This window comes from Natronocalculus amylovorans (genome assembly GCF_023638035.1).
GTDB lineage: Archaea > Halobacteriota > Halobacteria > Halobacteriales > Haloferacaceae > Natronocalculus > Natronocalculus amylovorans.
Genome location: NZ_JAKRVX010000001.1, coordinates 562,712 through 585,809, shown reverse-complemented (window position 1 = coordinate 585,809; position 23,098 = coordinate 562,712). Strand labels below are relative to the sequence as shown.

The 23,098-nt window shown below is 52.3% G+C and carries 23 protein-coding genes and 2 tRNA genes; 17 read left to right on the top strand and 8 right to left on the bottom strand.

Annotated features, from left to right (window positions below; genetic code table 11):
• Positions 1–181 precede the first annotated feature (181 nt).
• Positions 182–1,300, bottom strand: coding sequence for a 60S ribosomal export protein NMD3 (locus AArcSt2_RS03090; protein WP_250582837.1), 1,119 nt, complete (start codon positions 1,298–1,300; stop codon positions 182–184).
• 201 nt (positions 1,301–1,501) lie between these two features.
• On the opposite strand from AArcSt2_RS03090, the gene AArcSt2_RS03085 reads away from it, so the two are divergent.
• The 3 genes from AArcSt2_RS03085 (at position 1,502) to AArcSt2_RS03075 (ending at position 3,386) form a co-directional block, all read left to right on the top strand.
• Positions 1,502–2,242 carry a hypothetical protein gene (locus AArcSt2_RS03085; RefSeq protein WP_250582835.1) on the top strand — a complete coding sequence of 247 codons (741 nt, stop codon included), beginning with the start codon at positions 1,502–1,504 and terminating at the stop codon, positions 2,240–2,242.
• Between the two features lie 11 nt (positions 2,243–2,253).
• Positions 2,254–2,859 (top strand): Hsp20/alpha crystallin family protein, encoded by a 606-nt coding sequence (locus tag AArcSt2_RS03080; RefSeq protein ID WP_250582833.1) that lies wholly within the window; start codon positions 2,254–2,256, stop codon positions 2,857–2,859.
• A gap of 299 nt (positions 2,860–3,158) precedes the next feature.
• Positions 3,159–3,386: a hypothetical protein gene (locus AArcSt2_RS03075; protein WP_174652565.1), complete on the top strand. Its 228-nt coding sequence runs from the start codon at positions 3,159–3,161 to the stop codon at positions 3,384–3,386.
• A gap of 18 nt (positions 3,387–3,404) precedes the next feature.
• On the opposite strand, the gene AArcSt2_RS03070 is transcribed toward AArcSt2_RS03075, so the two are convergent.
• Both AArcSt2_RS03070 and AArcSt2_RS03065 read right to left on the bottom strand, forming a co-directional pair.
• Positions 3,405–4,037, bottom strand: coding sequence for a phosphoribosyltransferase (locus AArcSt2_RS03070; protein ID WP_250582831.1), 633 nt, complete (start codon positions 4,035–4,037; stop codon positions 3,405–3,407).
• Positions 4,038–4,041: 4 nt separating this feature from the next.
• Complete coding sequence (locus AArcSt2_RS03065) at positions 4,042–4,947, bottom strand: NAD-dependent epimerase/dehydratase family protein (RefSeq protein ID WP_174652567.1); 906 nt, start codon at positions 4,945–4,947, stop codon at positions 4,042–4,044.
• Positions 4,948–5,060: 113 nt separating this feature from the next.
• On the opposite strand from AArcSt2_RS03065, the gene htpX reads away from it, so the two are divergent.
• The 9 genes from htpX to AArcSt2_RS03020 all read left to right on the top strand — a co-directional run bounded on the left by htpX (position 5,061) and on the right by AArcSt2_RS03020 (position 14,923).
• Positions 5,061–5,933 carry a zinc metalloprotease HtpX gene (htpX, locus tag AArcSt2_RS03060; RefSeq protein WP_174652568.1) on the top strand — a complete coding sequence of 291 codons (873 nt, stop codon included), beginning with the start codon at positions 5,061–5,063 and terminating at the stop codon, positions 5,931–5,933.
• Between the two features lie 74 nt (positions 5,934–6,007).
• Positions 6,008–6,613, top strand: a complete 606-nt coding sequence (pspAB, locus tag AArcSt2_RS03055) for a PspA-associated protein PspAB (RefSeq protein WP_174652569.1) — start codon at positions 6,008–6,010, stop codon at positions 6,611–6,613.
• A gap of 136 nt (positions 6,614–6,749) precedes the next feature.
• Complete coding sequence (gene radA / locus AArcSt2_RS03050; protein WP_174652570.1) at positions 6,750–7,781, top strand: DNA repair and recombination protein RadA; 1,032 nt, start codon at positions 6,750–6,752, stop codon at positions 7,779–7,781.
• Between the two features lie 429 nt (positions 7,782–8,210).
• Positions 8,211–9,947, top strand: coding sequence for an ammonium transporter (locus AArcSt2_RS03045; RefSeq protein ID WP_250582829.1), 1,737 nt, complete (start codon positions 8,211–8,213; stop codon positions 9,945–9,947).
• Positions 9,948–10,210: 263 nt separating this feature from the next.
• On the top strand, positions 10,211–11,548 hold the full coding sequence (gene hemL, locus AArcSt2_RS03040; protein WP_250582827.1) for a glutamate-1-semialdehyde 2,1-aminomutase: 1,338 nt from the start codon (positions 10,211–10,213) through the stop codon (positions 11,546–11,548).
• Complete coding sequence (locus AArcSt2_RS03035) at positions 11,549–12,244, top strand: hypothetical protein (RefSeq protein WP_250582825.1); 696 nt, start codon at positions 11,549–11,551, stop codon at positions 12,242–12,244.
• A 108-nt stretch (positions 12,245–12,352) separates the two neighbouring features.
• Positions 12,353–13,402, top strand: a complete 1,050-nt coding sequence (gene hemC, locus AArcSt2_RS03030) for a hydroxymethylbilane synthase (RefSeq protein WP_174654514.1) — start codon at positions 12,353–12,355, stop codon at positions 13,400–13,402.
• Positions 13,395–14,183 (top strand): uroporphyrinogen-III C-methyltransferase, encoded by a 789-nt coding sequence (gene cobA / locus AArcSt2_RS03025; RefSeq protein WP_174652574.1) that lies wholly within the window; start codon positions 13,395–13,397, stop codon positions 14,181–14,183. Before hemC ends, cobA begins: the two co-directional genes overlap by 8 nt.
• Positions 14,180–14,923 carry a uroporphyrinogen-III synthase gene (locus AArcSt2_RS03020; protein WP_250582823.1) on the top strand — a complete coding sequence of 248 codons (744 nt, stop codon included), beginning with the start codon at positions 14,180–14,182 and terminating at the stop codon, positions 14,921–14,923. Before cobA ends, AArcSt2_RS03020 begins: the two co-directional genes overlap by 4 nt.
• A gap of 12 nt (positions 14,924–14,935) precedes the next feature.
• Here AArcSt2_RS03020 and AArcSt2_RS03015 read toward each other — a convergent pair whose 3' ends face one another.
• A complete protein-coding gene (locus tag AArcSt2_RS03015) occupies positions 14,936–17,038 on the bottom strand; it encodes a minichromosome maintenance protein MCM (protein WP_250582821.1) in 2,103 nt (700 codons plus the stop codon).
• A gap of 179 nt (positions 17,039–17,217) precedes the next feature.
• On the opposite strand from AArcSt2_RS03015, the gene AArcSt2_RS16780 reads away from it, so the two are divergent.
• Positions 17,218–17,775 (top strand): MspA family porin, encoded by a 558-nt coding sequence (locus tag AArcSt2_RS16780; RefSeq protein WP_425493644.1) that lies wholly within the window; start codon positions 17,218–17,220, stop codon positions 17,773–17,775.
• 1,029 nt (positions 17,776–18,804) lie between these two features.
• Here AArcSt2_RS16780 and AArcSt2_RS03005 read toward each other — a convergent pair.
• From AArcSt2_RS03005 to AArcSt2_RS02995, 3 genes are all read right to left on the bottom strand, one after another.
• Positions 18,805–18,877, bottom strand: a tRNA-Pro gene (locus AArcSt2_RS03005).
• 219 nt (positions 18,878–19,096) lie between these two features.
• Positions 19,097–19,204 (bottom strand) — tRNA-Arg (locus AArcSt2_RS03000).
• Between the two features lie 74 nt (positions 19,205–19,278).
• A complete protein-coding gene (locus tag AArcSt2_RS02995) occupies positions 19,279–19,656 on the bottom strand; it encodes a YccF domain-containing protein (protein WP_250583142.1) in 378 nt (125 codons plus the stop codon).
• A 109-nt stretch (positions 19,657–19,765) separates the two neighbouring features.
• On the opposite strand from AArcSt2_RS02995, the gene AArcSt2_RS02990 reads away from it, so the two are divergent.
• Complete coding sequence (locus tag AArcSt2_RS02990; RefSeq protein WP_174652577.1) at positions 19,766–20,341, top strand: AAA family ATPase; 576 nt, start codon at positions 19,766–19,768, stop codon at positions 20,339–20,341.
• The gene (locus tag AArcSt2_RS02985; protein ID WP_174652578.1) at positions 20,338–20,754 is read left to right on the top strand and encodes an RNA-binding domain-containing protein; all 417 of its coding nucleotides are present in this window, start codon (positions 20,338–20,340) and stop codon (positions 20,752–20,754) included. Before AArcSt2_RS02990 ends, AArcSt2_RS02985 begins: the two co-directional genes overlap by 4 nt.
• Before the next feature lie 14 nt (positions 20,755–20,768).
• Here AArcSt2_RS02985 and AArcSt2_RS02980 read toward each other — a convergent pair whose 3' ends face one another.
• Positions 20,769–21,746: a nucleoside recognition protein gene (locus AArcSt2_RS02980; RefSeq protein ID WP_250582817.1), complete on the bottom strand. Its 978-nt coding sequence runs from the start codon at positions 21,744–21,746 to the stop codon at positions 20,769–20,771.
• A gap of 89 nt (positions 21,747–21,835) precedes the next feature.
• Between AArcSt2_RS02980 and AArcSt2_RS02975 the strand changes: the two genes are divergently transcribed.
• Positions 21,836–22,216 carry a secondary thiamine-phosphate synthase enzyme YjbQ gene (locus AArcSt2_RS02975; protein WP_174652579.1) on the top strand — a complete coding sequence of 127 codons (381 nt, stop codon included), beginning with the start codon at positions 21,836–21,838 and terminating at the stop codon, positions 22,214–22,216.
• Positions 22,217–22,272: 56 nt separating this feature from the next.
• Entirely contained in the window at positions 22,273–23,094 is an 822-nt protein-coding gene (surE, locus tag AArcSt2_RS02970) for a 5'/3'-nucleotidase SurE (RefSeq protein ID WP_250582815.1), read from the top strand.
• The last annotated feature ends 4 nt before the right edge of the window (positions 23,095–23,098 follow it).

Sequence of the window (23,098 nt, the reverse complement as noted above, 5' to 3'; positions counted from 1 at the left end):
GCTCATCCACTTGGTTCGATCGCTGTGTGCTTCGTTTTCACACGCTTTTGTTATGTTCGGAGCAGCGAGTAGCTGGTACCCGATCGCTCCGTTTTGACCCAACAACCATTCGTATAAAAGTAGATTGCACATACATTCTGATACAATCGACGTACCAACTGTTGCATTCGTAAATGTATGCTTACAACTGAAGCGAGTCAGGGACGATATGGATTCCCTCCGTACTTTTCAACACTGGAACCATTGGTGCGTTCGGATCGAAAAAATCCGGTCGTGCGACGGTTTTGGCTTCGTACGTCTCTGGATCGAGAATCTGTACCGCATGTTCATCTTCGACGGTTACAACTGTGGTTTCAACCGCATCGTCGATCGTTCCCAACTTGGTTGCGTCGGGAGCAGTTCCGTCCTCTCTGTCTGCTTCGTATCGATCGCCGGTTGTAAGATATTCGCCTTTTAGATTTCCACGGGCACTCGTCACCAAGACAGGTCCGTTCTTGTCACCTACTGGCAAAATAATATCTCCGGGAATATACCGAGGGAGTCGAACAACGAATGTGACACGATACACTTCGTTTCCGTCACCATCCTCAGTGACAAGCGTTGGATGGTTATCGATCGTGCCACCGAGTTCATCCGTAATCCGTGAGGCAGCACCCTGTCCCATTTGGTTTGTTGAGAGCTTGATGTCGGCCCCATCGTCGGTTCGTTTCGACTCGGTAATGAAGGCGTTTCGATCGCCTTTTTGTTCTCTGTTTGCAATGTAGGATTCGACAATCGCGATCGCTCTGTCGACCTCCTCACTCGTTGGTGTCCGTTCATCGGCTCGTAGCTGAATAAGACTTGCAAAGTAGCCACCAGCAATCCGTCCACACCGGTCACAAGAGCCGTAGGAGAACTTTACAGGGACAGTCACCTCCTCTTGAAGCGATGTCTCACGAACAACGCCAGTGAATACACAGTGCATTCGGATCGTTGTCTGATCTACCTGTTCCGGTGTTACCATCCAGTCTATCTCGTCTGCGTTTACGTGAACGGAGAGCGCTTCTGTTACTTCGTCAATTGCAACGTCAGTGTAGTCGCGTGCGCCAATGTCGATCCACCGATTTCCACGTTCGATCGACCCACACTCCGAGCAGACCGAGACAAGAATTTTCTCCGGCGCATCGACGAGCGTGAAGTTCGCAAAGTAACAGGCATCACAGAGGACGGCATCACGCTCACGGGGCTCACCCGGGAGCGGTTCTGTTCGATCCGGAACTGGATCGCCACAGCGAGGACAAAAATCACGTGCCTGCGTCATGCACCGAGCTATGGTATGAGTGCTGATAAACAGCCCGAACAGGAGCGCATATCCACCATTTAAGCTCTCCTTACCATGTCGAAATTCTGAACTGTTTTGTGCGACAGTATTCCGGCTTTATTCCCTTCTCCCCGGAAGCATCAGGTGCCGCCACTCACCCCAGGCACCCAGGGACCGGCGGCAACCCCCGACCCACAAACTATGCAATTTGCACAACAGCCACAACAGAACGTTCCAGCGAACAGCCCGCAAACAATGGAGTCCACACAGCCACAGTCACAGATTTCACCTCTGCAACAACAGAACCCACGTGCGATCGCACAATCACAACCGCAGCAATTCTCAAGCCAGCTCCCACAGCAGGTTCCACAGCAACAGCAGCAGATTCCACAGCAACAGCAGCAGAACCCACAGCAACAACAGCAGATCCCACAACAACAGCAGCAGATCCCACAACAACAGCAGCAGATCCCACAACAACAGCAGATTCCACAGCAACAGCAGCAGATCCCACAACAACAGCAGCAGATTCCACAGCAACAGCAGCAGAACCCACAGCAGCAGAACCCACAGCAACAACAGCAGATCCCACAGCAACAGCAGCAGATCCCACAACAACAGCAACAGAACCCACAGCAACAGCAGCAGATTCCACAGCAGAGAACCCAGCAACCGAACCCACAGCAGGGAGCCCAGCAGTTTGAGCAGCCACAGAGCCTGCAAACGCAACCACAGCAGTCACCTCAGCAGCTCGGACTGCAACAGCCACAGCCTCAGCAGTTTGGACAGTCACAGCCACAATCCCAACAGCCACAGGAGGTGACCCAGAGCCAACCGATTCCACAGCAACAACAGCAACAACAGCCTGGACAGCTCCAAGCAAGTGAGTTTGCAGCGTATGGGAGCCAACCGATCGGTCAAGGACTCCAGTTCAGACAGTAACTGAGGATACAATGAACGATCCACGATATCCACAGCATCCGACCGGCCAACAGTCACAGTATACCCAGCCAATTGTCGGTCCGCGTGGATCGGCACCACCAGCTGTCGAATCACAAACTGGGATACAACCACAAGCACAACAAGCACAACAAGGAGTCAACCCGCTTTCAGCTGCAATCGGTACCGCTACTGCTCCACCCCCTACACAGGGTACTACTCAACAGGGTGTCACAACCGCATCACCTGCACAACCCCAGATGAGCGACCACACGGTCCAAGAGCAACAGTACGCTGCACTACCACAGCAGCCAGCGATCGACATCACTGAAACAGAAGACGAGCTGTTCATCTATGTCGATCTTCCTGGATTCGACACCGATGATATCACGCTCCAAACTGATGATCAGACGCTGATTATCACTGCAGAGCGCGATCTCAAATTGGATGAGAGCCACCAACTCATTCAACAGGAACGCCCAATACGCATGGAGCGTCTTGTGCAGCTCCCACTAGGGGCGACAGGAGAAGATGCCAGTGCAAAGCACGCAGATGGTGTCTGTCGAATCCGAATCCAAAAAGCCGAGTCAAGCAATCGACGAACAATAGGCTTCGAATAGACACGCACTCGAAGCCCGTTCTATACCACCCCACAATCGCTAAACCACCCCCACGTGACCCGCTTAGGCTCGTACTTTTTATACGAGCCGATCGCCCCACTTCGTTGATGACTGGACACCATCAACAAAGCAACTCTGTCTGAGTCAGTACAGTTTGGGGCGATCGGCTCAGCATCCACCGCGACACACCCATTTTATCCCTCTAGGAAAAGGTAATATACAACCGGTCACTCATTGTGTAGTAGGTCAAAGTTACACTATCACACGGGCATCATGCTGTGATGGGTAACTGTAAAGATATGAAAGAGTACACACGTATTTCCGAACTTAAACACGCCGGGCAGCGTATTACAGTTCCAGACCACGCACGCGACGTTACCGTTGAGCCAAGCACCAAACCGGGATACCTCCGTGTATCGTACATTACACCGGTTCATCGAGTCCCAATCGCTGATGCATCCGATTCACCAGCAGTCTCGTCGGGTGTCGATAGTGCAGCGGACGACTCACCGGCATATATCAATTAGTATTCCTGAAACGGTGTCTTATTCGTTGGCATCCCGAAGATAGCTGATTGCTTCCTCGTCTGAAACTTGTGTGAAGTTCCGATAATGTGATCCTACCGCACCAAACCAGCGTGGAATGTCAACGACAACAACTCGATCGGCGATCGATTTGAGTTCAGTAACGGTCTCCTCGGGTGCAACGGGAACTGCAAGTACAACTGTTCCAGCGTTTGCTGTGATGAGTTGTTGGAGACAGGCCCGTGCGGTTGCACCAGTTGCAATCCCGTCATCAACGAGTACAGCAACAGCACCGTCGACGGATCCAATTTCTGCCTGTGGATACTGCTCCACCTTTGCAGCAGCAGCCTCGGCTTCTTTTGTCCGTTCTTGTTCAATATAGGCTGCGTCAACATCTAACTGCGCTATGACCGGCTCATTAAGCCACATGCTTCCATCGGCAGCAACAGCACCGATCGCAAGCTCTGGATTGTGGGGTGCACCAATCTTTGTCCCAATAACCACACCTAGCGGTACAGAAAACGCGTCTGCAACCGGCTTTGCGACCGGAAGCCCCCCGCGAGGAATTGCAAACACATAGTCGGGCTCAATATCCTCTGTTTGGAGTTTTGCCGCGAGTTTCACACCTGCATCGTGTCGGTCTACAAAGGTCATGGTATCACGTTATATACAGCTGTGGTGGATCAACGACTTCGTCTGCTGCTTCCCGCCAACTGTGATGTGGCTGCCAATCTAACAGTCGATCGGCTTTCTCCATTGAAAACACACATGCATCATTTTCAAGCGTTGATTCATCAGGCACTGCATCAAAACACTCGGTAAATAGTTCGATTGTTGGTCGATCAAAATAGTTCTCAAGCGCCATTACATGAACTGGCTCGTGTACTGGCTGTTCATATTCAGCTATACATTCTATCGAAACTGCTACCGCTGCTGCAACATCTCTGACGTCTATGTAGGACCAAAAGTTTCCATCTCCTGTCTGTACATCTGTTAGTTGCTCGCCTGTGCGGCAGTGATACTCGCCAGGATACTGTATCCATGATGGCCGAAGCGATATTGCTGACACTTCTGCTTGTCGAACAACCATCTGGGCGATTTCTTCTGCAACAACTTTCCCGGTGCCATAGGGGTCTTCGGGTAAACATTGTGCGCCCTCTGTAATCGGCACCGACTGCGGATACTGCCCGTCACGGCCAAACGCGTAGCCGTAGACGCTCTCGCTTGATGCATTGATAATATCTGCACCGATACGACCTGCAGCAGTCAGGACGTTGTATGCTGCGATCGTATTCGTTTCATATACCTCACCACCGGAGTGCCGAGTCGGTGATGGATGTGCTGCCCAGTGGACCACGTATTCGGGCGCAATTTCGCCGATGAGATCGTACGTTTGTCCCCGATCGGTTAGATCAACGGCTCGGAAATCAACGTTCGGCGCTGGTGAGACCTCAAACCCCGGATGTGTGCGGTCAACACAGACTACCTGATATGTTGATGCTAGCCGATCCACGATCCACGCTCCGGATCGACCCAATCCCCCCGTCACAACGACTGTTTCCATACTAATCCCATTCTATGTTGTGTGTTAAAATACCACATGACAGCGGCCACTTCAGATACGAAAACTGGTCCGTCTCCGGTAGTGTTTAAGCCGGCGAGTGACTATCAACAGATATGAAATGGAGTACCGATTGGGGATTGCGTGGCCGCATGGCGATCACGATGTTCCTGCTCTTTGCCCTCTACATTGTCTTCCTCGGATTCCTTGTCGGATCCGGGATGATTGGGATGACGGGTGCAATCGTCGTTATCGGCCTGTTCTCGTTCGCCCAGTACTACTTCAGCGACCGAATCGCGCTTTACAGTATGGGTGCAAAAGAAGTGTCTGCAGACGAGCACCCGGAGCTACACCGCATGGTTGAACGGCTCTCTCAGCAGGCAGATCTTCCAAAGCCAACAGTTGCGATCGCTGACACACAGGTTCCAAACGCGTTTGCAACCGGTAGAAACCAGAAGAACGCAACCGTTGCCGTAACAACTGGACTGCTCCGTACGCTCAACCAAGAAGAGCTTGAGGGTGTGATGGCTCATGAGCTTGCACACATCAAGAACCGTGATGTGATGGTGATGACGATCGCATCGTTCCTCTCATCGATCGCGTTCTTGATTGTCCGCTGGGGATGGCTCTTTGCGGGCAACGATCGAAATGCACCGCCTGTCTGGGTTGCGATTGCCGTCTCGCTTATGGTGTGGGTGGTTTCGTTCCTCCTGATCCGCCTCTTGAGCCGCTACCGCGAGTATTCCGCCGATCGTGGTGCTGCGGTTATTACTGGGAACCCAGCCGCACTTGCATCCGCGCTCATGTCGATCAACGGCCGAATGGACACGGTCCCGAAAGAAGATCTGCGTGACCAAGCCGAAATGAATGCGTTCTTCATTTTCCCGATCCGATCGGGCCTCATCGGAAAGCTCGCAAGCACGCACCCATCCATGGAAAACCGTATTGCAAAGCTCCGTGAGATGGAAAAAGAGATGGCAACTGCCTAATCGCACTCGCTAGCAGCCAGTCTTCCACACTCAAGTTCGTCGGGTCTTTTACTCTTACACCCGTACACATGTGTATGGGAGTTTTTGATACGATCCGATCGGTCCTCGGTATCCGTGCGGAAGCGGATGCAACGCGGGATGCAGATCCGGAGGATCTCTTTGGGATGTCCACCGCGTACGTAACCATGGAAGCTGATCTTGGCTATGACAATGCGGGTGCTGCTGCGCTTTGTTTCTCCTCCGTAGACAGCAATAGTTTCTCAAAAATGGTCGAAGAGGTTGAAGCCATCCTTGAGGCTGGCGAGGAAGAGACCGGAACAACATTCCGTCGACATCTCGATCATCACGGCTACAATTGGGTTATTCTTGAGGATGCTGATCCGGAGGATTTGTTGACGAGCATCCACTTTGCTGCAGACACCTTCATTGAGGAGGGCTACGGCTCACGGCTGCTTGCAGCGATCTTTGCATTTGACAAAGGTGATCACCACGCCTACTGGATCTACTCATTCCGTCGGGGTGGCTACTATCCGTTCGTTCCAACCGGCTCCAGCACGCGAGACAACAAAACGGAGTTCAAACTTCAATCTGTGCTTGACGGTGAACTTGGGATCGAATCCGATGAAAGCTACTGGTATCCGCTGTGGCCCGATCGTGCGGGCGACTATCCGTGGGAGTGAGTGCGTAAAAAAGCGGACGTGAACCGCTCGCTTCCTGCCGCTGAAACCTGCTATTTGAGCGATCGCTTTGGTTGTAGTTTCACTTTCACTCTACGGTAAACGATGGTTTATGTATGGAGGCGAACAAGGACAAACTATGCCAGAAGACGATCTTGAATCCCTACCAGGTGTTGGTCCCGCAACCGCTGATAAACTTGTAGAAAACGGCTACGAAAGCTACCAAAGTATTGCAGTTGCGAGTCCGGGCGAACTCTCCAACCGAGCAGATATCGGAAATAGTACTGCATCAGATATCATCAATGCTGCTCGGAAAACTGCCGATATCGGTGGCTTCGAAACCGGGGCAACTGTGCTTGAGCGCCGTGAGCAGATCGGTAAACTCTCATGGCAGATTCCAGAGATTGACGAGATGCTTGGTGGCGGAATCGAGACACAATCAATCACCGAAGTGTACGGTGAGTTCGGTGCCGGTAAATCGCAGGTCACCCATCAGATGGCAGTAAACGTCCAACTCCCACCGGAGCAGGGCGGCCTTCGCGGTTCGTGTATTTTCATTGATTCGGAAGATACGTTCCGACCAGAACGGATCGACGACATGGTCCGCGGGCTCGAAGATGATGTAATCCAAGCGACCATGGACGATCGAGAGATTGACGGCTCCCCTGGTGACGAGGCTGCAATGGAAGAGCTCGTCAATGCATTCCTTGATCAGATCCACGTCGCAAAAGCGTTCAACTCCAACCACCAGATCCTGCTCGTAGAGAAAGCAAAAGAGATCGCAGGGAAACAAGAGGAGACAGAATGGCCAGTTCGAATGGTTTGTGTTGACTCCCTTACTGCACACTTCCGCGCAGAGTACGTTGGCCGTGGACAGCTTGCAGAACGACAGCAGAAACTGAACAAACACCTTCACGACCTCATGCGGATCGGCGATCTGTACAACACGTCAATTCTTGTTACGAACCAGGTTGCGTCCAACCCTGACTCATACTTCGGTGATCCGACCCAACCGATCGGTGGAAATATCCTTGGACATACGTCCACATTCCGAATGTATCTCCGAAAGTCGAAAGGAAACAAACGGATTGTTCGCCTTGTTGACGCACCAAATCTCGCAGACGGCGAGGGGATCATGCGAGTGAAAGGCGAAGGTCTCAAACCGGAATAACTGGGTTCTTCGTACTGCTTTTGTATTGTTTTCTGACTATTCGAATATTTTCAGCCGTGCCGAAACGAAAATATCTGAGTGGAAACGCCCTCTCGCGCATGTACTGGCAATATTGTCCGCGCGAAGCGCTAATCAACCAAAAGTAACTGAAATCTGATAATACATCTGTTAACTTTCCTCGCAATATTTGTCCAATGACACGTTGAATTATAACCTTATATTACATTAGTACATCCTAATATTTTGACTTTGTAATATATTTGAGGTCATAATTCACCTATCTCAACTCTAACATTTATATGGGAATGTTGCACACAGTTCAACCGTGACTTCAAAGACAATCCAAAAGCGAGTTCGTGGAATAGTCCACAAACGTTGTGAAGAATTATTACTTACTAGTGGAAATTACAGTTTTATGGGTGATAGATCATGATCGATCTCACCGTACTCGAAGTAACTGTTGGCGATCTTGAACAGATCGCAACAGGGATGAACCTGATGTGGGCGTTGACTGTCACCTTCTTAATTTTCTTCATGCACGCTGGCTTCGCGATGCTTGAAGCAGGACAGGTTCGATCGAAGAACGTCGCAAACCAGTTGACAAAGAACATGCTCACGTGGGCAGTCGGGATTGCAGTGTTCTTCGTAATCGGAATGGGTGTGTCAAACAACGTCGGTTCGTTGCTTGGCGGTGGTGAAGCAACACCACTTACCATGTTCGGTGAGAGTTCGTTTGACTGGGTCATGTGGCTCTTCAGTGCAGTGTTCGCAATGACTGCTGCAACGATCGTTTCCGGTGCGGTTGCAGGCCGTGCAAAGCTTCGTGCATACGTCGCATACACGTTCTTGCTTGCAGCCGTTATTTACCCGGTTGTCGCAGCAATGGTTTGGTATGCACCAGGCGGTACACCAATCCTTGAAAGTCTCGGATTCGCTGACTTCGCAGGCGGAATGGTCGTCCACGGTGTCGGTGGTATTGCCGGTCTCACAGCCGCATGGATCATCGGCTCACGCATCGACAAATACAATGACGATGGTTCAGCAAATGTCATCCCTGGCCACTCGATGACATTCGCCGTGCTCGGGACACTTATTCTCTGTTTCGGTTGGTTCGGATTCAACGTTGGAACCGCTGCAACAGTTATTGACGCCGGTACGTTCGAACTTGCAGACTTCAGCTACGTCGGTAGTGTTGCAATGGTAACCGCACTCGGTATGGGGCTCGGGGCACTCGGTGCAGCAACCGTTTCGCTCTACCTCAACAGCAAGGTTGACACGCTCTACGTCGCAAACGGAATGCTCGCCGGGCTTGTCGGTGTTACGGGGCCAACAGATCTCATCACCCCGATGGGTGCAATCGCGATCGGATTCATTGCTGGCGCACAGCTACCGATCGTCTTCCGTTTTGTTGAAAAACGTCTCAAAATCGATGACGTCTGTGCTGTCTTCCCAGTGCACGGTAGTGCAGGAATGCTTGGACTCATCCTCTATCCGCTCTGGTCGATTAACGGAACAGAACTCGGCGGCGGTGTTATCGCTGGTGGATTCCTTTCGATCGAAGCAAGCGCATTTGTCCCACAGATTGTCGGTGTTGCAGTGATTACGATCTGGACAGTCCTCGCAACAGCCATAATTTGGGGCGGACTCAAAGCGATCGGTCAAGCACGTGTGACACCAGAGCACGAACAAGATGGGCTCGACATTGCAGAACACGGTGTCGAAACCTACCCAGAGTTCGGCGGCAACCGCATTGCCACTGATGGCTCCGGCCTTACCGAACACAATATCCGTACCGATGGTGGCGACGATGTTCCTGCAAGCGGTAAAATCAATATGATCACCGCAATTGTCCGCCCAGAAAAACTCGGTGCTATTAAAAAGGCGCTCGCGGAAGCTGGTGCACCATCACTGACCGTCACAAACGTCTCCGGACGTGGAAGCCAGCCTGCAAAGAAAGGCAGCTGGCGTGGCGAGGAGTACACGGTCGATCTCCACCAAAAAGTAAAGATTGAGTGTGTTGTTGCAGATGTCCCTGCTGAGGATGTTGTTTCAGCAATCCGTGATGCAGCAAATACCGGTGAGCCGGGAGATGGCAAAATTTTCGTCCTCCCAGTAACCAACGCAACACAAGTCCGCACAGGAAAAACCGGCGTGGAGGCAGTCTAATACGATCGGGTACCTCCCACATCCGCTGCCCGTCGATCCGTTCCGGTGAGCACCGCCGGATCGACACTGCCCAACCGTATCGCTTCCTGACGCGCGTCCGTTAGTGACTTACATTGTGTGAATCAGCTACGACGATCCACTTCCACACGCAGCCCCAAAATGACGCACAGGGGCTGCGATTACTTCTGTTGTGTATCGCTATTTGAGTGGCAACACAACCGATCTCCAGAACGATTTTCTCACCCCCGATCGAATTTGGGTGTATGAACCACGATCGCTCACGCGCACTGTACGACCGAGCACTCTCAGTGCTTGCAGGTGGTGTCAACTCTTCGGTTCGAGCAACCAAGCCGTATCCGTTCTTTATTCAACGTGGCGATGGCGCACACGTCATCGACGCTGATGGGAACCGATATCTCGACTATGTCATGGGATATGGCCCGCTTCTGTACGGACACTCCGTCCCTGAAGAGATCCAAGCGGCAATCCAATCACATGCATCTGCGGGGCCGATGTACGGTGCACCAACCGAGATTGAAGTCGAACATGCGGAGTTTGTCTCTCGACACGTTCCAAGCGTTGAGATGATCCGGTTTGTGAACTCTGGTACTGAAGCAACTGTTTCTGCAGTCCGACTTGCTCGTGGCTACACAGGTCGTGACAAGATCGTCATTATGCAGGGTGGCTACCATGGTGCGCAGGAATCAACGCTCGTTGAAGGCTCTGCGGAACATCCGAAGCCAAGCACTGCTGGCATTCCTGAGAGTTTCGCACAACATACGATTCCAGTTCCATTCAACGATACCGAGGCGATCGAGCAGGTATTCTCCGAACACGGCTCAGACATTGCGGGTGTCCTTGTTGAGCCAATCCTTGCGAACATGGGAATTGTGATGCCTGTCGATGGCTATCATGAGACGCTTCGATCGCTGTGTGATGACCATGGCTCACTGCTCATCTTTGACGAGGTTATCACTGGCTTCCGTGTTGGTGGACTTGGGTGTGCACAGTCGAGGTTTGGAGTGACACCTGACGTAACCACGTTCGGAAAAATCATCGGTGGCGGCTTCCCGGTTGGTGCGATCGGTGGGCGATCGGAGATCATTGAACAGTTCACGCCTGCGGGACCGGTATTCCAATCAGGGACGTTTTCCGGGCATCCCGTGACAATGGCTGCAGGGCTGTCATACCTTGAGTATGCCGCGGAAAACAACGTTTACAGCCATATCAATGACCTTGGCTCTCAGCTTCGAACCGGCCTCTCAGAGATTGTTGCTGATCAAGCACCAACATACACCGTTGTTGGCACTGATAGTATGTTCAAAACGATCTTTACACGAGATGGCGCTCCTGACCCGGATGGTCACTGCAGCGGCGGCTGTCAACAGAACTCTGACTGTTCACGATTTGCTCACTGCCCAAAAACCGGTGCGGATGTCTCACGCGCGGAAACCGATCGGTGGGAGCGTATCTTCTGGCATGAAATGAAAGACAGGGGTATCTTCCTCACCGCAAATCAGTTTGAGTCACAGTTTGTCTCCTATGCACACACGAAAGCGGATATAGAACAAACGCTCGAAGCATACAAAGAGGCATTGTAGATGGTGACCGCGTCGTCAGATGGCGACGCACTACACACAGAGCGGTGGCGTTGGGCGCTTGAACGGCTCCTGTTTTTAATACCACCACTCATTGGTGTCGGTATCATCGGTGTGCTCCAACAGCTGGGTGCGCCAATTATTTCTGATGCACTCTTACTGTTCACCTCTGTTGGCTATCTGGTGCTCTCGGTTGGCATTCCAGTTTGCATCTTCCTGGATGCACGTGCAGTGTCTCGTGCAGCACGTGAAAGTGGTGTACGTCGTGCATGGAAACCAAACCCATGGCTCTATGCTGGATTTGCAATCCTTTCAGCACCGCTTGTAGGTATCTTTTATCTCTACCGTCGTCATACATTCACCCAGTGCGTACCGGGTGAGCCGTGGTGGTGGATCGTGATTGCTGTTGCTGTCTTCGCATACCTCTTCGGGATCGTACTCACAGCTATTGGTGCTGTGTTAGCCGTGCCTGCGTTCATTGTCGCAGGACTTGGGCTTGCTGGCGCGATCGCGTACGGGCTCTTTCCGGTTGCACTGTACGAAGATACACGCTACATTCGAGCGACTGATCCGCAGTGGAAACCAAATCCTGGGCTCTATTTTGGTATCGCATTTCTGAGTCTCTTTATTGCGATTCTCCAACCAATCGTCGCCATCTCCTATCTCATCATTCGACATCGTGAACTCGGCGTTCCATAGTGCCGACATCATGCCCCACGAGAGCCGTTCACGATCGAAGCCGGAACTGGTGACCTTTTCACTCCCCACCGCTGAAACACAGGTATGACTACAGACACGACATTTCGCTTGGCGACGCGTGGCTCTGACCTAGCCCGTCGACAGGCATCACTTGTGCAGTCGTCGCTCGAATCTCGACGACGGACAGTGACGCTCACAGAAGTTTCGACACGCGGTGATGAGATCCGAGACGAACTTATTCACCGACTTGGAAAAACAGGTGCATTTGTCCGATCGCTTGATGAGAAAGTGCTTGCAGGCGACGTCGAGGCTGCCGTTCATTCGATGAAAGATATGCCAACCGAAATGCCCGACGCCCTTGTTGTCGCAGGCGTTCCAGAGCGTGCACCTGCTGGTGATGTTCTTGTTACCCCAGAGGGGGATGAACTCCATCAACTTCCTCCAAACGCAGTCGTTGGCACATCCTCACTCCGTCGAACTGCGCAGTTGAACGCAAACCGACCCGATCTCGAAGTTGTCCCGATCCGCGGTAATGTCGATACACGTGTTCAAAAGCTCCTTGCACCAACGCTTCAACGCGAGCACGAGGCTCGGATGGAAAGTGACAGCGATGATGCGTTTGACCAGACCGCAGATGAGTGGTTTGAGACGCTTTCAGAGCTCGAACGTGAGGCGCTTGGGCGAAACGTCGATACAGCGTTCGATGCGATCGTCCTTGCTGAAGCAGGGCTGAAACGAATCGGTTTGCTTGACCAGCTTGCAACCACGCGACTCGATCGCCGCGAGTTTGTCCCCGCTCCGGGACAGGGCGCGATCGCGGTTACCGCAACGGACTCGGATGTGATCGACACGATCAAAACTGCGGTTGATCACCCACAAACCCGAATTGAGACGACAGTTGAGCGAACGGTGCTTGAGACGCTCGGCGGTGGCTGCATTGCGCCGATCGGGGTCCATGCAATTCTTCAGGGCAGCCACGTCAAAACACATGTTCGCGTGCTTGCTAGTGATGGCAGTGAAGAGGTTAAATCAACCCGCGATATCCCCGTTCGTGACCATGCAAGAGAAGCGGAATCGTTCGCACATGACCTTCGCGAACAAGGCGCAGCAACCTTGATTGAGGAGGCCAAACAGACGGCTACTGAAACCGATGAGTAACGAAACAGCAGAGACAATCGGCAAAGTGTATCTCGTTGGGAGTGGCCCTGGCGACCCAGACCTCCTCACAGTGAAAGCAACGCGGCTGCTTGAGACTGCTGACGTTGTCCTCCACGACAAACTCCCTGGCCCAGAAATTCTCTCGTTGATTCCCGAACATAAACGTGAAGATGTTGGAAAACGAGCTGGTGGCGAGTGGACGCCACAAGAGTATACAAACAATCGACTTGTTACCCTCGCGCTGGAAGGAAAAACGGTTGTCAGGCTGAAAGGCGGCGATCCGTTTGTGTTCGGCCGCGGTGGCGAGGAAATGGAACACCTCGCTGCGAATGAGATTCCGTTCGAGGTTGTTCCGGGAATCACGTCTGCAATCGCTGGCCCTGGTGTTGCGGGGATTCCAGTTACACACCGAGACCACGTTTCAAGCGTCTCGTTTGTCACTGGACACGAGGACCCAACAAAAGACGAATCTGCGATCGACTGGCAAGCGCTTGCAGATACCGGTGGTACACTCGTCGTATTGATGGGTGTTGGGAAGCTTCCGCTCTATACGCAAGCGCTGCTTGATGCGGGAATGAGTCCAGAGACACCAGTTGCACTCGTTGAACGTGCAACATGGCCAACTATGCGCACTGTGACCGGAACGCTCTCAACGATCGTCTCCGTTCGAGATGAACACGAGATCGAACCGCCTGCAATTACCGTCATTGGTGATGTTGCAGCAACTCGCGATCGCGTGCTCTCCTTTTTGGAGAACACCTCCCTCCCGGAGGATACATGAGCGATCGTCCACGTGTTGCGGTATTTCGCCCAAATGATGAGCGCATCGAATCCGCGATCGAGACGCTTGAGTCGATTGGTGCCACTGCCGTCCCCGATCCAATGCTCGAAATCGAACCAACGGACGCAGTTCCAGAATCCGGTGCTGAGTTTGTCATCTTGACAAGCAAGACTGGTGTCGAACTTGTCTCTGCGGCTGGATGGGGGCCGACAACCGAAACGCTCTGTTGTATCGGTCCGAAAACCGCAGCCGCATGCGAAGCAGCCGGTTGGGCTGTCGATCTTGTCCCGGATACATACACCTCACGCGGGCTTGTCTCACTGCTTGTCGATCGTGTTTCCGGGCAGACAGTTGAGGTTGCGCGAAGCGATCACGGGAGTCCAGTCCTCACGGATGGGCTTTCGGATGCAGGTGCACTTGTGCATGAGACGATCCTCTATCGGCTCACCCGACCTGCATCCGCTGGCCGATCGGTTGAACTTGCTGCAACAAACGAACTTGATGGCGCCGCATTTACTTCGTCCCTGACTGTTGAGCACTTTATTGAGGCTGCTGTTGAACGTGGAATCAAAGACGAGGCGCTTGCTGGGCTTGATCATGCGGTTGTCGGGGCAATTGGCCCACCAACTGCAGAGACCGCTGCTGCTCTTGACATAGACGTCGATATTGTACCAACCGAGGCTACGTTCGACCGTCTGGCAACCGCTGTTGTCGATCGAATCAACGAACGTAATATATAATCCCAGTTTTTGTTACGTCGTCCGGAGGTAGCCTTGATTTGGCTCGTACACCTCACCGCGCCGTTTGAGGCTCTCAATTTCTTTTTCAGCTTTTGAGCCATCAATCCCAATCTCTGCTGCCCGATCGAGAACCTCCTCATACGGTGCGCCGTTTTCGTACTCTTTGGCGATCTCTTCGATCAGTCCGTTAATGCTCATCTTTCGATCGCGCTGTGTTTTTGATGTCCCGGTTTCAACAACATCCGCATCGAACTCACCCGTCTCTGGATCGACACCAATATCTTGCAGACATGATCTGACAATCTCGATTACCCGATCAGCATCTTCTGATTCAACCGTATCGGAGAGTCTGATTCGAGCGCTTGCTTCCGAAAGCCGGACCAGTCCTTCGAGCTTACGGGCTGTCACTGGAACGGGTGCATCCTCATCTGCGCCTTTCGCTCGAAGATCGACATAGAAATCCCGAATTGCCTGCTTTGCCTCATCAGTCATTGTTGGGAAGCAGCTCCGTTTTGAGTGGGCGATATACTTTCTGAGGAGCTCAGCGTCGATCTCTGGGGCCACCTCTTCGGTAACCGAATCAACCTCCTGTTGCGTGAACTCGGACGTTGTTAACCGCTCTCGTTGGGTGTTGAGCTCTCCTGCATAGTTTGTTTTGAGAATATGGTCGGCCAGCTTTCCATCGTGCTCCGGATCCGGCTGGTCGGTGACGGTGAAAATAAGGTCGAATCGAGAAATCAACGCAGGCTCAAGGTCGATCTGCTCGCCAATCGGTTCGTAGCGATCGAAGCGACCATATTTTGGGTTTGCAGCGCCGAGCAATGAACAGCGAGACTTGAGTGTTGCATTGATTCCGGCTTTGCTCACACTGATCCGCTGCTGTTCGAGCGCTTCGTGCATTGCCGATCGATCCTCCGGTCTCATTTTATCTAGCTCGTCGACGGCAGCAATTCCTTTATCAGCCAACACGAGCGCACCAGCCTCTAATGTCCACTGTTGACCATCTCCGAAGTCGTCGCGAACAGCTGCAGCAGTGAGACCTGCCGAGCTGCTACCTTTCCCGGATGTGTACACCGATCGAGGCGCAATATTCTGGATGTATGAGAGCATCTGACTTTTACCTGTTCCGGGATCACCAATAAGCAGCATATGTAGATCGCCACGGATCCGCGACCCATCCGGGAGGTTCTTTGTAACGCCTGAGAAGAGCTGCAAGATCATCGCGAGCTTCTCCTCGTCATAGCCGTAGATCGATGGCGCAACCGATCCAACCATCTTCTCGTAAATCCCTGGGTCGGATGAGAGTTCCACAATCTCTCGGACATCTTCCTCAGATATATCCATGTCTTCGAACTCTTCGTCCTCGATCTTGATCGAGACGCCATCCATATACAGATCAAAGAGTGCAGACTTTTCTTGGCCATTTGACATCTGCTCGATATGGAGAATGCCGACGATCGTCACGTGGTCTCCAGGCGTTACTTTTCCTGTAATATCATCTTCAACATTGATGTCGATGCTCTGTGGGGTTTCACCACCGCGCAATCCTTCTGGGCTCTCTTGGACACGGACCTTTTGAGCATCGATGAACTCCGACTGATCAAAATTGATCCTGAACGGCCCCTGCCGCTCACAGCCTTGACACTCATGTGGTTCTTGGAATCCACCATCTGTCTGTGGAATATATGTCATCGTTCCACAGCGCTGGCATTCAAATGCAGCATCAGTGACCTTCGGACGGACATCGGTTGCTTTTCGTACGATTCCCTGTACGGCGATCAGTTTGCCAATATGGTCATCGTGAACCCGGATACTCCGGATATCGATCGTCTCCGGTAGATTCTTGATTCGTACATGTGCATTTCCAAGCTTCACATCCGCCGGGAGGTCGAACAAACGAAGCCCTTCCTCAGCATACTCTTGTAGCTGATCCGGTTTCGTTTTGTAGTCTTCCGCAAGGTCTCGATCGAAGCGATATAGATCGTCATAGTCGATATAGAGCGAGCGCTGTTCATTTGGGTAGCGCTGAGCGAGTTTGCCGATCGCCTCTCTGTAGTACCCCCGATAGAACTGAATGAACCGCTCGGTAAGTTCCTGATTACCCGCCTGAGCCATTGAGAATACTGTAAGGGGTCATCACGTATGAATCTCATGCTCGGTGTGTGCCCATACTGACCGAGCGTAGATTTTAGCCCGATCGACTTAGCGAATCCTCATCAGGCCTCCGTGATGGATTCGAGTCCGCGAGGGGATCGACTTCACCGTTCGGTAATCGCTCTCGCGGTCTGCTGTCGGTGGGTGTTGTCTCCTGCGCTGCGCTCCCGTTTTCATTTACTGCAGCCTCTGGCCCTGCGCCTGTGGTCGGTGGTTGTCCTTCACCTGCATCATTTACTACACCAGCCTCCCCGTCATCGCCACGCAACCCCCACCACAATGCTGCGGCGGCACCGGCTGTTGCGGCGAGTGCTGCTGCAAGTAATCCAAGCCACGTCCGATCGTCGCCTCCACCGGCTGCTGCACCAGCCTCCTCGGTTACGGCCGGTGTTTCAGTTGGCGTGGTTGGTTCCGTCCCCGTCCCCGTCTCTGTCTCTGTTGTCTCAGCCGGCTCGTCAGTTGGTTGTGGTGTTTCAGTTTCGGTCTCGGTCTCTGTTTCTGCTGGGGGCTCTGTGTCAGTGGGCGTTTCAGTTTCAGTCTCGGTCTCCGTTTCAGTCTCAGTAGGTGTCTCGGGCGGCTGTGGATCAGGATTAACAAAATTCATGAGTACATCACTACCCCCTTGGACAATTTCGAGGCGATCGATTGCTTTGCCTGCATTTGTCTCGTCAGCACTGAACGTCTGTGGCGCAGTATAACCAGTCGCATCGCTAAACTCCTGTTCGACACCATCTGTAAACCGAACTACTGCGCTATCGAACTCCGATGTGCCAGCAAACTCTTCGGCAGTAATTGTGACTTGATCTCCATCAAAAATCACAGCCGGCTCCTCAGTTGGTGTACAGTTTGGATCCGGGGCCTCCACCGTGAGATCCTCACCACCAAACTGGATGCGATCGATCGCCCGTCCAGGTGAGCCAAACAGTTCCTGTCCTGCATTCACTGGTGGATCCCACAACTTCTCAGAGCCATCGATGAAGAACAGTGCAATATCATCACCATCTCCTTCGCGTGTTACTGATGAACAGTTGAACTCTAACTCTTGGACGCCACACGGTTGCGTCTGTGAGATGGTACGTGTCTCGTTTCCTTCCCGAACAAGCAACTGCTCGATTGCACCCTGAAAGGTTTCGAACGTCCGATCGGCCGGCGCATCAGCGAGCGGCCCATATCCGGCATATCCAAATGTATTCTCTCCGGTGTATCCGTCATCAAACAGTACTGTTTCGCCGGTGACAAACGTGAGTTCAACTTCGTCATAGGACGCTGCATCGATACCGACATCGTAGCAGCTGACTCGAAGTGATGGTTCGAATGGCTCGTCTGTTGGTGTTGTCGTTTGATTCTCTTGCTGTGCCTGCCCGTTTGAAGCGATCGCTACACTTGCAACTCCAACACTTCCAATCGTTTGGAGTACCACCCGGCGATTTATTTGTCCGCGTCGATCGTCCATTTCAACCGTCCCTTACTCAATCGGGAGGATTAGGCGTTCTTTCAGAATATATTCCATATACATTTTATTTTATAACCGATCGTCAGCATACGATCGAATTTGGATCGGCATGGATGTCCGCTCATCCGTCTACAGCGTCCGTGGATTGAGAATCGCTCCCAACAGAGACCACTCTCAGCAAACGCCCTCTTCACAGCTGTAACTTGATTAAGAACAGCCGTCTTGAGTTGTAAAAAATAACCGACAAAGGCTGTCGGATTGTATTTGAATAGAGTGGGTTCGCCCAGATTTGAACTGGGGTCACAACGTCCCAAACGTCGAAGGATACCAAGCTACCCCACGAACCCATTACGTCTTACTGCATTCACGAGTAATCCGCTGTGCATCTAAAGGGTTTCGTTCTACCGGTCCTGTGACAGCGACTCACTCAATCATCTTGTGGTTACGATTACCGTACTTGTACCTCGTTTTTATCGTATCGTTCTCTGAACCGATTTGAAACCACGATCGAAGCACACTGCTCTCAGATTAAGATCATCATGTGTTCCGTTCACAAGAATCAAGTACGAGCACGATGGGATTCGAACCCACGGCCGTCGGATTACTTCTCATCACAGCAATGGGGCTGTCATGATTAGAAGTCCGACGCTCTGTCCAGACTGAGCTACGTGCCCTCGTTCGATCGATCGAACGCAGTACCTAAAAGCGATTCGGGTTTGGTTGCGCCCAACAGTACTACGGGATTTCGTTACCCGTGAAACCGATATAACGAGGTCACGAATGGCAGCCGATTGAGCATCCAGATCGCGATCGGCAGCCCAATAATCGTCAGTGCCAACAGCGCGGCCACGTTCGCCCAGAGCAAACTGAGCCACCACCCGATGAATACGAAATAGAGGGCACGAACTATGAGCGATCGCTGTCCACGCCCAGCAGTCGCATCCGAGAGCGATCGTGGCTCAGCAAGCGTCAACACGGTTGGTACAAGATTGATCAGTTTGATCCCGATCGGCAGCAAAATCACCGTGACGTTCAGAACCCAGGCAACATTGATGACGACCGGTGTGACCCACCAGCCAACAAAAATAAACCACAGTGCTCGAATGAAAATCGATCGTTGTCCCATGCTGTACTCCACAGTCTCAAGCGACAAAACCACGCCGACTGTCTCGATCGGGTGCATACCGTACACAGACAACAGCACATCTAAGTTCGTCCTCGAAGTACCGCTCGGTATGCGAGTACTTGGAACCGTTGGGCTTCCCGGAAGCGGGAAAGGTGAGGCTGCGGTGGTCGCTGAAGATCGGGGGATTCCGGTCATCACAATGGGCGACGTTATTCGACAGGCGTGCCGAGACCGTGGGCTGGACCCTGCGGAGCATCACGGACAGATGGCACGGACACTTCGTGAGGAAAACGGCCCAGCCGCGATTGCTGAACGATCAATCCCGATGATTAACAAGGCACTCTCGGATGCGGATACCGTTCTCGTTGATGGGCTGCGATCGATGGTTGAGGTTGATGCTTTTGAATCCGAGTACGGCGATGGGTTTCTTCTCGTGAGCATTGAAGCACCATTCGATGTTCGTGCAGAACGGCTTGGTGATCGTGGCCGCGATGAATCCGATGGCGACCTCGAAAAGCTCAGAACACGCGACGAGCGGGAACTCGAACTGGGGATGGGCGACGTTATCGACTATGCCGATCTGACAATCAAGAATACGAATACGCTCGAAGCGTTCCATGACCAGATCAACGCCATTTTTGATGGCGATGCAGATGTGTTCGAACAACAAACGGAGACACAATGATATACAGCATTGATGTCCGGATTGAAACCCCGGTCAACGATACAGAGGTAACCGATCGAGTCGCGGATGCGATTCAACATGTATTCCCGAAGGCAACCGTTGAGTCCCGCCCTGGCAAACTCGTTGCAGAAACACATAGTCTCGATGCGTTCTCCGATGTTCTTTTTGAACAAGAGATCCTTGATACTGCTCGGCGAGAGTTCTTCAAACACGCAGACGAAGCGGGGTTCACATTCTCACTCAAAAAACAAGCCGCCTACAAAGGTGTCGTCAACTTTGCGGTCGGAAACCCGGATGAACTTGGAGATATCACAGTTACTGTTACTGTTCGTGAACCGGACGTTGAATCATTTATTGACCATATTGCGCCACCAACAGAGGATGGACGTCCGATCGATCCAAACAGCCGGTAACGCCAACCTTCCACCTACAGCGAGAGCAACAGTATCACAGACAGTCCAATAAAGATGATTTTCAACACAGTATTCAGGATGATCACTTTTGTTCCGAACTCCGGGCCCCAAATTCCATACTGAAACGGAATAGACCGCTTAAATGTCGATACTGCAAATGAAACAATCCCACCGAGTAGCAACGTCGCAACGGCTTGTACTGGTGTGAAAATCTCATCTAACATCGGTGCGATCGTTGCGGCACCAGCGGTCGTATCGAACGTATATACCGCAATGACGGCGACTGCCTCTACTGGGAGCCCAACAAGACTGGCGATCGGGTCTGCCACTGCCGTCACCGACTGCACATCAATGTAGGTGATGAGCAGCGTCACTGCGGTATAGACCACCACAAGCCGGGGAACCAATCGTCGCAGTGTCGGGTATGTTCGTTCCCATGCAGCTACTAACCGTTCTTTTGTTGTTTGGTCTTCCGAATCAAGCGCGTCCGGATCGAGTTGGACATCCGGGTTGATGTTCTGCGAAGAGAGCAGTACCATCCCCGCGAGGACTCCGACAATCGTGATTGCAAGTGCGATCGCTGCACGCATTGCAACATAGAATCCCCCGACGTACCAACCAAGAATTGGGATCAGTACGGGAATATAGAACGTGAATACGTGTTGTGCAAATCCAAAGAACGTGTTCATCGTCACTGCAACAAGCGTCGCTGTGTCATCCAAATACCCCGATTCGCGTAGGTCGGCTAACATCGCATAGCCCGCGGTCGTCGATGCAGTCGTTGTCAAGATTGCAGTTCCAACCTCATCCGGAAGGTTTGCTGGCCCGGTCAGGAATCGAGAGAGCCCTGCAATCTTTTCAACAAGCCCGAATGCGACTGCGGTGTTTGCAATATACACTGCGATCGAAATAACGATCGAGATCTGTACGACTCGGAGTAATACCTCACCGAGGGTTCCTGCAAACTCCGAAAGCAAGACAGCTGTCTGCACACATACTGTTACAATTCTGATTGCATATGCGCATCGATCTCTTCAGTTATTGGCCATATTTCTATGACGGTTGTCTCCATACACTCTGTATGCAGTTCACTGTCCAAACAACCGATCGAACCGAAGTCATTGATGTCACCGATCATGTCGAAAATACGCTCCCCGAGCAGCATACGGGTCTCTGTACGATCTTTGTTCGACACACGACTGCTGCACTCATCATCAACGAGTCAGAGCATCGGCTGCTCCGGGATCTCACGCGTGCGATTGAACAGCTTATTCCAGCTGACGGCTGGGAACATGACGAATTGGATGGTAACGCGGACGCACATATTCGAACTATGTTGCTTTCTCAGAGCGCCACTGTCCCTGTGACAAACGGCTCACTCGATTTTGGTCGCTGGCAATCCGTCCTGTTCGTTGAGTGTGACGGTCCGCGAACCCGATCGATCGACGTATCTCTCCACTGAGACTGTGTCAACAATACTCTCGATCGGCTTTTTACACTCCCCACAAACAGTGCTGTATGAGCGACCTTCGTATTCTCTTGACGAACGATGACGGGATCGACAGCCCCGGACTTACCTCATTGTATGATGAACTGAGTACGATTGCTGATGTCACTGCCGTCGCACCGGCAACCAATCAGAGCGGTGTCGGTCGATCAAGAACTGGCATTGGACACGGCGAACCAACGGTAACCATTGAGGAACATGAACTCGGGTATGCGATCGGCGGAACGCCTGCAGACTGCACCGCCGTTGGCCTCCGAGAACTCTGTAATCCGGATGCACTCGACGTTGTTGTCTCTGGCTGCAACGTTGGTCCAAACGTTGGCTCGTATATCATGGGCCACTCGGGAACTGTTGGTGCGGCTGTCGAAGCTGCATTTCTTGGCGTGCCGTCGATCGCAGTCTCAGCGTACGATTACGAGCGTTTCTTCCCAAACACTAACGATTACAGTGCACCCGCAGTTGCGACTAGGCGGATTGTCACAGAAGCGATCGAGCACGACCTCTTTTCAACGGTTGACGTGCTGAATCTCAATACCCGTGTAGATACTGAAACGACGCTCCGATCGACACAGCCGCTTGCAGACTATGATACCGCGATTGAGGCTAATGGTGATGGCGTTGGTGATTTTACGAATACGTATTGGGCTGCAAAACCGGTCGGCCCCGATGGGCTTCCTGAATTGGATACCTACAAAAATGTCTACCCGGAATGGAGCGATCGGGCAGCAGTTGTTGACGGCGTCTCAAGCGTGACACCACTGAGACTCCCACAAATTCCTGCCGATGGGAAGACGATCGCTGACGTTGTCACCGCATATAATAACGCAATTTAGCGGC